The following is a 13,253-nucleotide window of genomic DNA, read 5'->3' on the forward strand; positions in this document are numbered from 1 at the left end:
CAGCAGCAGATGCCGGATCGCGGGACTGGTGACCGTCGAGCTGCTGTTCGGTTACCAGGGCATCGGCGACCTGCTGCTGTCGTCGGCGACCTGCTGCTGTCGTCGGCGACCAGCTGCTGTCGTTGGCGACCAGCAAGGACGTGCCGACCCTGCAGGCCGGCGCGATCGTGCTCGGCGCGGTGGGAATGGGCATCTACGTCGTCGCCGACCTGGTGTACGCGCCGCTCGATCCGCGCGTGCGGGTGGGGAGGGCGCGGTGAACGACATCACGGTGGATTCCGCGGCGAGCGTCGCGGCTGGCCCCGCGGTCGGCGGTGCGCCGGGCCGGTCGGCGGCGGATCCGACGCACCGCCGACGGCGCGGATCGCTAGACCAGCGGCGGCTCGTCCGCCGGCCGTCGTTCGCGGTCGTCGACGTGCTCGCGGTCTTCCCGAATCTGGTCGCGGCCGTGGTGGTGGTGGCGCTCGTGGGCCGCTCGACGACCACCCTCGTCCTGGTCATCGGAACGTTCTTCGTCCCGATCGTGACCCGCAGTGTGCGGGCGGCCGTGCTGGTCGAGTGGGAGAAGCCCTATGTCGAGGCCGCCCGGCTGCGCGGCGAGCCGTTCTGGTCGCTGCTGTGGCGGGAGGNGCTGCCCAACGTGACCGGAACCGTGCTGGTCGAGGCGCCGTCGCGGCTGGGCGACGCGGTCTTCGCCGCCTCGACCCTGTCCTTTCTCGGACTCGGCCAGCCACCGGGATCCCCGGAGTGGGGGGCCTCCGTGGCCGACAACCGGGTCTTCCTCCAGCAGGGCTGGTGGACGGTGCTGTTCCCGGCGCTCGCCGTCGGAAGTCTCGTCATCGGTGTCGCGCTGATCGCCGACACCCTGCGGGAACAGGAGACCCGGCGATGAGCGACGCGGCGATGAATGGCCAGGCGATGAATGGCCAGGCGGTGGGCGGCCCGGTGGTGGGCGAGGCCGTGGCCGCCGGGGGGCTTGTCGTCGATGGACTGACGGTGAGCTACCCATCGTCCGGCGGACCGGCCGTTGCGGTCGACGGCGTCAGCCTGCGGGTCCGACCCGGCGAGACCTACGGCCTGGTCGGAGAGTCGGGGTGCGGCAAGAGCACGCTGGCCGCAGCGCTCGCGGACGTGCTGCCCGGCGGGGGTGCCATCGACGCCGGCCGCATCGTGCTCGACGGGATGGACGTGCGGGCCCTGTCCGCCCGGGAGCGCAGGCGGTGGCGGGCCGACGCCTTCGCTATGGTCCACCAGGGCACGAGCAGCAGCCTGGACCCCACCGTGCGGGTCGGCGCGCAGGTGGCGGAGGCCTGCCGGCTGGCGGGGCTATCCCGGGCCGAGGCCCGGTCCCGGGCCGTCGAGCTGCTCGGCGCGGTGCGGCTGCCAGCGCCCGCGACGATCGCGCGACGCTGGCCGCACGAACTCTCCGGGGGCCAGCAGCAGCGGGTCGGCATCGCAGCGGCCCTCGGGCAGCCCCCGCCTGCTCGTCCTGGACGAGCCGACCACCGGCCTTGTCGCCGCCGTCCCGCGGGTGGGGGTGAGCAGGCGGGAACGCAGGATGCCGGCGGTGCCCGGGCAACCGCCGCCGCCGACCGACCGGCCGGTGGGCTGCACCTTCGCCGACCGGTGTGCGCTCGCCGACGAGGTGTGCCATGCGTCCGAGCCGCCGCTCGCCCCCGTCGCCGACTCCCCCGGCGGCCGCGCGGTGCACTGCCATCTGGACGCCGCCGATCTGCCTGTGCTCCCGCCACTGCCGGCGGCGGGCACCGGGGTGATGGCGGAGAAGGAGAATGTCTGATGTCGGAGAAACCGGAGAGGACGCCCCTGCCATGACCGACGAGATTCCCGCCATCGACCTGGAAGCGGCGCTGGCCGAGGACGCGCCCGCGGACCTGCTGCTGCGCGTGCGCGAGGCGGCCGAGCGGATCGGCCTGATCCAGGTGGTCAACCACGGCGTTCCGCTGGAGCTGATCGAGGATTTCGAGCGTCGGGTCGAGCGCGTCCTGCGTCTGCCGCGGCCGGAGAAGGCGAAGTTGGCCAGCCCCACCGGACACCCCTTCCGGGGCTGGCGGCAGTGGCCCGACGACCTCGGCCGCCTCGAACTCGAACGGTATTCCGTGGGCCAGTTCGACAACCCGGCCGATGCCGCCGCCGCAGGCGTGTCCGAACGGTGGCTCGGGCTCTACAAACACGGCAACGTCTGGCCGCCGGAGGACCCCGACCTGCGCGGGGTCACCTTCGCCTACGCCAAGGCGGCCGTGGTGCTGGCCCAGCGGGTGCTCGGCCTGTACGAGCGGCTGCTCGGACTACCGGCAGGCAGCTTCCCGGACGCCGAGCCGCACCACATCAACATGATCGTCAACGACTACCCGACCTGGACCTACCCGGACACGGTCGCTGAGGAGGAGAAGCTTCTCCTGCTGGAGCACACGGACGGCTCGGCGGTGACCATCCTGCACCAGCACGGCGAGTACTCCGGGCTCCAGGCGCAACAGGCCGACGGCACCTGGATTCCGGTGCCCGTCGTGCCCGGGGCGTTGCAGGTGTTCTCGGGGACAATCCTCACCCGCTGGACCAACGGTCTGTTCCGGCCCGTCCGCCACCGGGTCGTGGCCGGCGGCAGTGCGACCCGGCAGTCGACCGGGATCTTCTACCATCCGAGTCTGGACACCGTGCTGGAACCGCTGCCGGCCTTCGTCGGGGAGGACGGCACGGAGTTCGAGCCCGTTGTCCTGGGCGAGATCGACGAGACCAACGTCGAGAACTACCTGAAGGTCTTCGGCCGGCCGGAGCAGGTGGCCGCGTGGCGGGAGGGCCGTCCGTTCGTCTCGGAGCTTGCGGAGACCTCCGCCGGCCGCTGACCTGGGCGGCCGCACTGCCGTCGGAATCCGACCGGTCATTTCACCCTCTCATCCCATATGCGTCATCTGATCGGCTCCCCAGGTGCCGTAATCGCGTGCCGTAATCGCGTGCCGGAGAGGGTATCGAGGGGCTCCAGGAGGCTGATCACGAGCGGACATTCTCCTTGCGGTTTCGCAACGACTGCGTGTCGGTTATGGAAAGCACCGCCGGCGCGACCCCTCCCTGCGTGTGTCATCGGCTTGATGGCAGAGGCTCCCCAGGTGAGAGGACGTCGACATGATCCGCGGGCTGGCTCGTACCCGGGTCCGGAGCGCGAGGACACGTGACGGGAGGAGAGCTTTCCTGCTCGCGGCCGTAATCATTTTACTTTCCATGGCGACATCGTCGCCGGTCAGGGCGGCCGGCGGTCCCACCCGCGGCGAGGGCGTCGCGGTTCCCTTCGAGGGGTTCACGGATCGAAACGGGGGCCCGACATCGATCGGCGGTGCGGTCGGTGTGGACCTGGTGCTCGGGTCGACCAGCCGACCGTACCTTCCCTGCCAGAACTACGACCAGCGGGCCCGTACGGGCGACGCCTTCGTCAACGCCTGCCAGGAACGGGGAAGTTACACCACCTACTCCCGCTTCCCTCCCGGCGGAGGCCTGCTTTTCCCGGCTGGCTACTTCATGGGCAACAGCCAGCCCGACCTGGTCCGGGGTGGTCTGCTGCGGACCGGCTGGGGAGCGCGCACCGCCGGCCTGTCGTTCGAGTTCTACCCGGATCAGGCGCATGACGCCGAGATCGTCCATTCGCGTTTCTACATCGACCGGTTCGACCATTGGACACACGGCTGGACGTACTCCGTCGCCATCGGCCGCATCGCCCTCACCGCCCTCGGCGACCCCGGAACCGCTCGGATCAGCGGGCAGCTGACCGACCGCGGCCGGCCGCCGGCACCGGGCCGGGTGCGGATCGTCATCTTCGGCGGCCACGCCCGTTCCTCCACCGGCTATCCGATCTCCTCCTTCGCCGTCCGCACCAGCACCGGGTCATCCGACTGGAGCAGCGGAGCGCTCTACGCCGGCCCGCAGCGCATCACCGTCACCGACACCGCGACGCATCGGGAATGCGTCCTGGAACGCCCGCGCGTCCTCGGCCCGGACAGCAGGATCGACCTCGATCTCTCCCGGCCGGGTTTCGGCCAGCCCGGCAGCACCTGCACGCCCTGACCACCCGCGTGGCTTGACCACCCGCTCGGACGTCGTCTACGCAGGGTGATATATCCAGGACATAGGGTGCCTATTCATTCCGGGATGACTGTAGATATTGCACATAGAGTGACGCCGTCGCTCCTTTTGGAAATTCGACGATGCCGGCTCAACGGCGTTTGGCCGAAGGCACATACGATTCCGCTATCACGTCATATGCGATCTTGTGCCGATACTTCGGTGCTCTCGGCATGACGTAACCGCCGCATCAGGACTGCCGTATCAAGGAGGCCTCAGATCGACCGCCACGAGCTCATCGATCTCACTCGACGGGCGCTCAAAATCGCGATGGACAAGACGACCGACATGGTGCCCGCGGAGCGCCGCCAGCCGGCCTTGGCGTACACGGGCCAGGGACGCTTCGAGCGCGAGCGCGAGCTTGTCCTGCGCTCTCCGCAGCTTGTCGGCTACCGCTCTGAGTTGCCGGCCCCCGGAAGCTACTGCACGAAGACCGTCATGGGCGTTCCCGTGCTTCTGACCCGGGGCGAGGACGGCACGGTCAGGGCTTTCCAGAACGTCTGCGCCCATCGCCAGGCGCCAGTCGCGGAGGGCTGTGGCGCGGCAGAGCGGTTCGTCTGCCCGTATCACGCCTGGGTGTATGACGCCCAGGGTGACTTCGTCGGCGGACCCGGCCGTGAAGGTTTCCCCTCGACGATGGCCGGGAAGCCCCGTCTCACGCAACTGCCCGCCGCGGAGCATTCCGGATTCCTGTGGGTCGGTCTCCAGCCGGACAGCGGTCCCCTGGACATCGATGCCCACCTGGGAGAGCTCGGTCCGGAACTCGCGTCCTGGGACATCGGTAGCTGGGCCTCGGTGGGCGAGAAGGTGCTCGACTTCCCGATCAACTGGAAGTTCGCGCTCGACACGTTCGCCGAGAACTATCATTTTGCCACGGTGCACCGGGACACGTTCGCGCTGATCACCAAGAGCAACTGCGCGCTGTTCGACTCCTTCGGCCCGCACCATCGGCTGGTCTTCCCGATGCGGCACATCACGGACCTCGCGGACAAGCCCGAGGAAGAATGGGAACCACTGCACAACCTCGTGGTGATCTACGCACTGTTCCCCAACATCGTCCTGTCGGTCACTGTCGCCAACGGCGAGGTGTTCCGGGTCTATCCCGGGAGCGGACCGGGTCATTCGATCACCTATCACCAGAACGCGTCGCCGATGGATCTCACGGANGAGGCGACGCNAACCGCCGCGGACGAGATCTTCGAGTACGCGCACGCCACGGTGCGCGACGAGGACTACCGCATGGCGATCGACATCCAGAAGAACATGGCGTCGGGGGTGCGGCCCGAGCTTGTCTTCGGACGCAACGAGCCGGGGCTGCACCATCGTCATGCGGTTATCGACGAGGNGCTCGCCGCATTCGGCGGGTAGCGCCGGTCCGGACGGGCCCCGCGCCGACCCCTGGCGCGGGTGGGCCGGGGCCCAGGGCTGCGGCGAGGTAGCAAATCAGCATTGATCGACTACGAAGCGTGGCGGCTCTGGTAGCTCCCTCGCGGGGCTGAGAGTCGGGCGGTGTGGTTTCGGCAGTGCGTGGTCGGTCGCTGGCCGCGTGGACGGGAATACTGATTTTTAATGCGTGATGTCGTCGGATCATGACTTCGTGGATCATGATGGTTTCAAGGTCAGATCGANGTCGTCGAAGGCCCGGTTGGCGATCTGCCCGCCTTTGAGTACCGACCACAGCCCTTCCACCGGGTTCAGGTCGGGCGCGTACGAGGGCAGCGCCACCACAGTCAGCCACAGTGTGTTCGCAGCGATGNAAGCGGCCATCTCCGCGCACAGGTGCCGGTTGAGGTTGTCCCAGACCAGCACGACCGGCCGNCCCAGCCGCTTGTGCACGGCCACGACCAGATCCCGGATAGTCCCGCCAGGAGAACGACTTCGGCTCGTCGCGGCGGCCCCGGTGTTTCACCGGTCCGCTTCAACCTGTGCGACCGGCTCGTCCCGGGCGAACCGTTCGGCCGCGTCCCTCCGGACCGGTTCCCGGCGATCCCGTTCCGTGGCGGTCAGCCCGCCACCCGTCGCGTACCTCGTACCAGCCGGCTACCNGAACAGAACGCGCACCACTCACCCAGAGATCACAATAAGGTGAAGGATAATCGTGCTTCCACACAACTTCGCGGATTAAAACTCAGTAGCCCGCCTGGACCGCCTCAAGCTGACGGCAGCCGNCAACACGCGGACCGGGGCTGCGGCCCAGCACCTGCTGCTCATCGCTGTCGCACAGACCGCGCCCTGCAGCGGGGGCTGACCGGATCAACGGGGCATAACCTCACGCACCGCTCCACACTGTCAGTCGGGTCATGTTCGCTGTGCCTCGGCGCCGGACGCTCTCCCACGGGCGGGATTGACGTCGCTGGCGTACTCGCGGTGGACGAACCGCCCAGGTCGAACGCGGCGTTGGCGTCATGGTCGATCACCAGCCGGCAGGCCTCACCACGTGGCTGGGAACCCGCCGCCACCAGGTGGAGAAGGACAAGGCGTTGCTGGCCGGCCTCTGGCCCGGCTGGAAACCGGCCATTCGCTGGGGCCTTGCTCCGGACCTGGCCGCCGCAGTGTAGGGCGGTCTGTAGCCGGGTGCGGACCGTGTCACGAGGGTCTTGGCATGATCGTCAGAACTGTGCGGCAGACTATCGTCCGTGGGGATCAGATTCGCGAGTTGCCGGGCNACCTTCGTGCCGCGTTGCCGGAGGAGCGGGACGAGGGCGACATGTGCGAGCCGCTGATCAAGGCGTACCTGGAGGCCGACCCGGGGTGGACCGAGAGGTTCTCCGAGGTCTGGCAGTGGACAGCCTGGCCTGGCCGTGGCGGGGNGAGTGACATCGGGATCGGCTGAGATCAGAGTCGACGATTCCGCCAGACCGCTCGGCTGCTGGTACGGGCTGGCCAGGAACTTCGGCCCCGAGCACGGCGGCGTCGGTAGCCCATGGCCCGGACGCGGGCATCCGGCATCCCGTCTTCGCGTGAGATCCCCTCAAGGAGCCCTGTGAGCACCCTCGGTAGTTTCATCTGGTCGATCGCCGACCAGCTTCGGGGTCCCTACCGCCCCAACCAGTACGGCAACGTGATCCTCCCGCTCACGATCCTGCGCCGGCTCGACTGCATCCTCGAGCCCGACCGGGAGACGGTCCGCGAGCTCGCGCGGACGTTCGACAACCCGATCCGGCTGAAGATCGAGGTGAAGAAGGCGACCGGCAGGCCGTTCTACAACACTTCCAACTACGGATTCAGCAACCTCCTGGCCGACGCCGACGGGCTGGCGGACAACCTGGCCGACTACCTCGACCGGTTCTCGACGGACGTGGATGTCTTCGAGTACTTCGACTTCAAGAAGGAGATCCTCGCGCTGGAGAAGGCGGGGCTCCTGCGCGAGATCATCACCTCGTTCAAGGCGATCGACCTGCACCCCGATGTGGTGTCGAACGCCGACATGGGCGATGCGTTCGAGTACATCATCCGCAAGTTCAACGAGGCCGCGAACGAGACCTCCGGCGACCACTACACCCCACGCGACGCGATCCGGCTGCTGGTCGACCTGCTCTTCGCCGAGAAGGAGGCCGACCTGTCCGAGGCCGGCATCGTGCGTACCCTCTACGACCCGACCGCGGGCACCGGCGGCATGCTCGCCCTGGCCGAGGAGCACCTGCTCGCGCAGAACCCGGACGCGAACCTGAGCCTGTATGGCCAGGAGTACAACCCGCAGTCGTACGCGATCTGCAAGTCCGACCTGCTCGCCAAGGGCCACGACGCGACCAACATCGCCTTCGGTAACACGCTCACCGACGACGCCTTCAAGGGCAGGAAGTTCGACTTCTGCATGTCCAACCCGCCCTACGGCGTCGACTGGAAGCAGTACGCCAAGAAGGTCACCGAGGAGCGCGACGAGGCGGGCCCGTACGGCCGGTTCGCCCCCGGCCTGCCGGCGACCTCGGACGGGCAGATGCTCTTCCTGCTCCACCCGGCCCACAAGATGCNGGCGCCCAAGGACGGCGGCGGCCGGGTCGGGATCATCATGAACGGCTCGCCGCTCTTCAACGGCGCCGCCGGGTCCGGCCCCTCCGAGATCCGCCGGTGGCTGCTGGAGAACGACCTGGTCGAGGCGATCGTCGCGCTGCCGACCAACATGTTCTTCAACACCGGCATCGCCACGTACATCTGGATCCTCGACAACACCAAGCACCCCGACGCCAGGGGCCTGGTCCAGATCATCGACGGCACCTCGTTCTGGACCAAGATGCGCAAGAACCTCGGTTCCAAGGGCCGTGAGATCTCCGACACCGACCGCGAGAAGGTCGTCAGCCTGTACGTCGACTTCCTCGACGCCGACCCCGACTACTCCAAGGTGCTGAGCAACGACGAGTTCGGCTACTGGACCATCACCGTCGAGCGACCCCTGCTTGGCGAGGACGGCAAGCCGGTCGTCGACCGCAAGGGTCAGCGCAAGCCCGACCCGAAGAAGCGCGACACCGAGAACGTCCCCTTCACCTACGGTGGCTCGACCGCCGGCCGGGCCGGCAAGCTCGACGTCATCAACGCCTACTTCGACGCCGAGGTGAAGCCGCACGTCCCCGACGCCTGGATCGACTGGGCCAAGGTCAAGACCGGCTACGAGATCCCCTTCACCCGCCACTTCTACAAGTACGTCCCACCCCGCCCCCTCGCCGAGATCGACGCCGACCTGGAGAAGCAGGTCGCCAAGANCCTCGACCTGCTGCGAGAGGTCGAGGGATGACACTGACGCAGTTGACCTTCGACCAGTCTTGGGCTGGCAGGATCCCACCTCGCTGGCGCTGGAGCAGGAACAAGGAGCTTCTGACCGAGTCGCTGGCCCTATCGGTCGATGGTGACGAGGAACTTCTCAGCGTATCGCATCTGACGGGCATCACTCCGAGGTCGGAGAAGACCGTGACGATGACGGCTGCAGAGAACCTTGAGGGTTACCGAATCGTGGAGCCTGGGGACCTCGTCATCAACACGATGTGGGCGTGGATGGGTGCGCTCGGCATTGCCAAGCAGGCCGGGATTGTGAGCCCTGCATACGGCGTGTATAGCCCACGTCCAGCCGCGCCGTGTGAGCCCCGCTTCTACGACTACGTCTACCGGTCGGAGCCGTACGTGATGGAGATGACTCGTCTCTCACGGGGCATTTGGTCCTCGCGACTGCGCCTCTACCCGGACGTGTTCCTGAGCATGGCCGTCCCTGTGCCGCCACTGAACGAGCAGCGCGCCATCNCCGACTACCTCGACCGCGAGACCGCCCGCATCGACACGCTTATCGAGGAACAGCAGCGTCTGATCGAAATGCTCCGTGAGCGGCGCCGGGCAGTCGCTTTGCACGCGATCGATCAGCAGATCCATGCGGGCGCGACGACAGACAAACTAGGTCGCTCTACTCGAATCGGCAACGGGTCAACTCCGAGGCGTGAGACTGCCAGCTATTGGCGTGACGGAGAGTTCCCGTGGCTGAACAGTTCCGCTGTCAACGAGTCTCGTGTCACGCACGCCGACCAATTCGTGACCGACATCGCACTCTATGAATGTCACTTGCCAGTCGTTGCTCCAGGCTCGGTCTTGGTGGGTCTGACTGGCCAAGGAAAGACACGCGGAATGGCAACGCTTCTTGAGATCGAGGCGACGGTGAACCAGCACGTCGCGTACATAGCGCCTGATCGAGGCACATGGTTGCCGGAGTACCTCCTGTGGTCGCTCAGGGCGTCGTATGACGACCTCCGACGCTTGAGTGAAGAGAACGGCAGTACGAAGGGTGGGCTCACTTGCCAGGCGCTAAAGCAATATCGGCTTGCTGTACCACCCCTCGATGAGCAGCGTCGCGTTGCCGCTTACCTTGACGAGCAGACTGCGAAGATTGACACGCTCACCGCTGAGACGGACCAGTTCATCGAGCTGGCCCGTGAGCGGCGCGCGGCGCTGATCACGGCGGCGGTGACGGGGCAGGTCGACGTGCGGGGGATGGTCTGAATGGCCGACTACCACGAGGTCGTCTTCGAGTCCGAGATCTGCGCGTACCTGAAGGCTCACGGGTGGCTGTACTCGGCGAACGACACCGGGTATGACCGTGAGCGGGCGCTCTTCCCCAAGGACGTGTTCGCCTGGTTGGAGGAGACTCAGCAGGCGGCGTACGGGAAGGCGCTGAAGGCGGCCGGGTCGGCGGCGAAGTTCCTCGACGTGCTGACCACGGCGCTCGACAGGCCGCTGGAGCACGGCGGCGGGACGTTGAACATCCTGCGTAACGGGGTCGTCTACATCGGTGGTGGCCGGTTGAAGCTGGCGCAGTTCCGGCCGGAGACCAGCCTGAACGCGACGACGGTGGCGCAGTATGCGGCGATGCGGGTGCGGGTGATGCGGCAGGNGCGCTTCTCCACCGCCGATCAGCGCAGCATCGACCTGGTGTTCTTCGTCAACGGGCTGCCGGTGGCGACGGTGGAGCTGAAGACGGACTTCACGCAGTCGCTGGACGAGGCGATCAGCCAGTACCGCAAGGACCGGCGCCCGGTCACCAACGGCCGGGCGGAGCCGTTGCTGTCGTTCGGGCATCGGGCGCTGGTGCACTTCGCGGTCTCCAACGACCTGGCGGCGATGACCACCAGGTTGGAGGGGGAGAAGACGCACTTTTTGCCGTTCAACATCGGCCACGACGGCGGGGCGGGGAACCCGCCAGGTGCCGAGGGGCGGTCGGCGACGGCGTACCTGTGGGAGCGGGTCTGGGAGAAGGACGCCTGGCTCACCATCGTCGGGCGGCTGATGATCGTGGAGACCCGGGAGGAGTGGGACGTCGCGACGGGGACGTCGGTGCGACGTACCAGCATGCTCTTCCCGCGGTTCCACCAGTGGGAGGCCGTGACGACCATCGTCGACGCCGTACGCGAGGAGGGCGTCGGCCACCGGTACCTGATCGAGCACTCGGCCGGGTCGGGGAAGACGAACACGATCGCCTGGACCGCACACCGGCTGGCGCGGCTGCACGTGGACGACGAGAAGGTCTTCGACACGGTCCTCGTGGTCGTGGACCGGACGGTGCTTGACGGGCAGCTTCAGGAGGCGATCCGGCAGATCGACGGGTCCGGCAGGATCGTGGCCACGATCAGCCCGGAGGACGTCCGCAAGGCCGGCGCGACGTCGAAGTCCGGGCTGCTGGCCGCCGCGCTGCGGAACGGCGAGCTGATCATCGCGGTGACGGTGCAGACGTNCCCGTTCGCGATGGACGAGATCCAGGCGGACAAGGGGCTGACGGGCAGGAAGTTCGCCGTGATCGCCGACGAGGCGCACTCGTCGCAGTCCGGCAGGATCTCCTCCCAGCTGAAAGCCGTGCTCACCGCCGAGGAGATCAAGGACCTCGCCGACGGCGGCGAGGTCGCCCTGGAATCGCTTCTGGCGGCGCGGATGAGCGAGCGGGCCGACTCGCCGAACATCTCCTACTTCGCGTTCACCGCGACCCCGAAGGCCAAGACGCTGGAGATGTTCGGGCGGAAGGGGCCGGACGGGAAGCCGGTCGAGTTCCACCTGTACTCGATGCGGCAGGCGATCGAGGAGGGGTACATCCTCGACGTTCTGCGTGGCNATCAGTCGTACGACACCGCGCTGAAGATCGCCGGTAAGGCCACCGCCGACAGCGAAGTCGAGGAAAGCGCCGCGCGTAAGGGGCTGATGCGGTGGGTGAAGCTGCACCCGACCAACATCAGCCAGAAAGTCCAGATCATCGTCGAGCACTTCCACGCCAACGTCGCCCACCTGCTGGAGGGCAGGGCGAAGGCGATGGTCGTCACCGACTCGCGCAAGGCCGCGGTGAAGTACAAGAAGGCGATCGACGCCTACATCGCTCGCCGGGTCGCGGAGGATCCGTCGTACACCTACCGCACGCTGGTCGCCTTCTCCGGGTCGGTGACGATGGACGAGAACGAGGTGTGGACCTCGGAGTGGGGGCCGGTGCCGGCGGAGGACGTCGAGTTCACCGAGACCAACCTCAACCCCGGCGCCGGCGCGGACCTGGCCGCGGCGTTCAAGGGCGGGACCTACACGATCATGCTGGTGGCCAACAAGTTCCAGACCGGCTTCGACCAGCCGCTGCTCTCGGCGATGTACGTCGACAAGAAGCTCTCCGGGGTCACCGCCGTGCAGACGCTCTCCCGGCTCAACCGCACCCACCGCACCGCGGGCGGGGAGATCAAGCGCACGACGTTCGTCCTCGACTTCGTGAACACGCCCGACGACATCCGGGCCGCGTTCGAGCCGTACTTCACCGGTGCGACCCTGGAGACCGAGACCGACCCGTACGTCGTCGCCCACCTCGCCGCCAAGCTCGCCCAGACGGGGATCTACACCGCCGACCAGGTACGGAACGTCGCCGAGTTGTGGGTGAAGCGGAAGGGTAACAACGCGCTCTCGGCCGCGATCGCTCCGGCGAAGCACGAGTTCGCGAGCCGCTACGCCGCCGCGATCGAGGCCGACGACAAGGTCACGCTCAGCACCCTCGACCTGTTCCGTCAGGACGTCTCCACCTACGTCCGGCTCTACGACTTCATGANCCAGATCGTCGACTACGGCGACCCGCACCTGGAGATGCTCTCCATCTTCCTACGCCTCCTGGAGAAGGTCATCGCCGACTCCTCCTGGGCCGCCGAGGTCGACCTCTCCGACGTCGTCCTGGTCGGGGTCAGACACGAGAAGCGGATCGCCGTCGACATCTCGCTGACCGGCGACGGCGAGCTCAAGGGAATCAGCGCCGCCGGAACCGGCGCCCGCAAGGAGCCCAGGTACGTCGCGCTCCAGGTCGTGATCGACAAGATGAACGACCTCTTCGGCGCCGAGTCCTTCACCGAGTCGCAGATCCGCGAGTTCGTCGACGGCCTGGTCCAGCGACTCCTCGCCTACCCCGACCTCGTCAGGCAGACCCAGGTCAACTCGAAGAAGCAGTTCATGGACTCCGACGACTTCAAGGCCGTCGTCACCGAGGCCGTCCTCGACAACCAGGAAGCCCACAACACCATGGCCGACTACTTCTTCAGCGACGGCCCTGGGATCAACAGCGTCATCCTTGCCCTCGCGGACGCCTTCTACGAGGTCGCCACGTCACAGGAGACCGACTGACAGAATGTCCGGTCAGGGGCGCT

At 67.3% G+C, this 13,253-nt stretch carries 12 protein-coding genes and 1 pseudogene; 11 read left to right on the forward strand and 2 right to left on the reverse strand.

The genetic code is table 11. The features are described from left to right. Positions 1-122: 122 nt before the first annotated feature. The 3 genes and pseudogenes from CED_RS25045 to CED_RS26040 form a co-directional block, all read left to right on the forward strand. The gene (locus CED_RS25045) at positions 123-260 is read left to right on the forward strand and encodes a hypothetical protein (protein WP_235186920.1); all 138 of its coding nucleotides are present in this window, start codon (positions 123-125) and stop codon (positions 258-260) included. Beyond that, positions 257-892, forward strand: coding sequence for an ABC transporter permease (locus tag CED_RS06070; protein WP_235186921.1), 636 nt, complete (start codon positions 257-259; stop codon positions 890-892). The genes CED_RS25045 and CED_RS06070 overlap by 4 nt, the downstream gene beginning before the upstream one ends. A gap of 203 nt (positions 893-1,095) precedes the next feature. Then, positions 1,096-1,416, forward strand: a pseudogene (locus CED_RS26040) (ABC transporter ATP-binding protein); the annotation flags it as partial. Here CED_RS26040 and CED_RS25055 read toward each other — a convergent pair. Beyond that, a complete protein-coding gene (locus CED_RS25055) occupies positions 1,327-1,506 on the reverse strand; it encodes a hypothetical protein (protein ID WP_235186922.1) in 180 nt (59 codons plus the stop codon). The pseudogene CED_RS26040 and the gene CED_RS25055 overlap by 90 nt on opposite strands. A gap of 52 nt (positions 1,507-1,558) precedes the next feature. On the opposite strand from CED_RS25055, the gene CED_RS25060 reads away from it, so the two are divergent. From CED_RS25060 to CED_RS06095, 4 genes are all read left to right on the forward strand, one after another. Beyond that, a complete protein-coding gene (locus tag CED_RS25060) occupies positions 1,559-1,798 on the forward strand; it encodes a hypothetical protein (protein ID WP_035941046.1) in 240 nt (79 codons plus the stop codon). A gap of 31 nt (positions 1,799-1,829) precedes the next feature. Then, positions 1,830-2,861, forward strand: a complete 1,032-nt coding sequence (locus CED_RS06085; RefSeq protein ID WP_011434659.1) for a 2OG-Fe(II) oxygenase family protein — start codon at positions 1,830-1,832, stop codon at positions 2,859-2,861. Between the two features lie 277 nt (positions 2,862-3,138). After that, positions 3,139-4,071 carry a hypothetical protein gene (locus CED_RS06090; protein ID WP_035909096.1) on the forward strand — a complete coding sequence of 311 codons (933 nt, stop codon included), beginning with the start codon at positions 3,139-3,141 and terminating at the stop codon, positions 4,069-4,071. Positions 4,072-4,347: 276 nt separating this feature from the next. Beyond that, positions 4,348-5,496 (forward strand): SRPBCC family protein, encoded by a 1,149-nt coding sequence (locus tag CED_RS06095; protein WP_035909098.1) that lies wholly within the window; start codon positions 4,348-4,350, stop codon positions 5,494-5,496. Positions 5,497-5,730: 234 nt separating this feature from the next. Here CED_RS06095 and CED_RS06100 read toward each other — a convergent pair whose 3' ends face one another. Next, on the reverse strand, positions 5,731-5,970 hold the full coding sequence (locus CED_RS06100) for a transposase (RefSeq protein ID WP_051868690.1): 240 nt from the start codon (positions 5,968-5,970) through the stop codon (positions 5,731-5,733). Positions 5,971-6,533: 563 nt separating this feature from the next. Here CED_RS06100 and CED_RS24200 point away from each other — a divergent pair. The 4 genes from CED_RS24200 (at position 6,534) to CED_RS06120 (ending at position 13,230) form a co-directional block, all read left to right on the forward strand. After that, positions 6,534-6,686 (forward strand): hypothetical protein, encoded by a 153-nt coding sequence (locus tag CED_RS24200; RefSeq protein WP_157493328.1) that lies wholly within the window; start codon positions 6,534-6,536, stop codon positions 6,684-6,686. 425 nt (positions 6,687-7,111) lie between these two features. Beyond that, positions 7,112-8,857, forward strand: a complete 1,746-nt coding sequence (locus CED_RS06110; RefSeq protein ID WP_035909101.1) for a class I SAM-dependent DNA methyltransferase — start codon at positions 7,112-7,114, stop codon at positions 8,855-8,857. Then, on the forward strand, positions 8,854-10,104 hold the full coding sequence (locus CED_RS06115; protein WP_051868691.1) for a restriction endonuclease subunit S: 1,251 nt from the start codon (positions 8,854-8,856) through the stop codon (positions 10,102-10,104). The genes CED_RS06110 and CED_RS06115 overlap by 4 nt, the downstream gene beginning before the upstream one ends. Then, complete coding sequence (locus CED_RS06120; protein ID WP_035909103.1) at positions 10,105-13,230, forward strand: type I restriction endonuclease subunit R; 3,126 nt, start codon at positions 10,105-10,107, stop codon at positions 13,228-13,230. Positions 13,231-13,253: the final 23 nt, after the last annotated feature.

Source organism: Frankia sp. CeD (genome assembly GCF_000732115.1).
Classification (GTDB): Bacteria; Actinomycetota; Actinomycetes; order Frankiales; family Frankiaceae; genus Frankia; species Frankia casuarinae.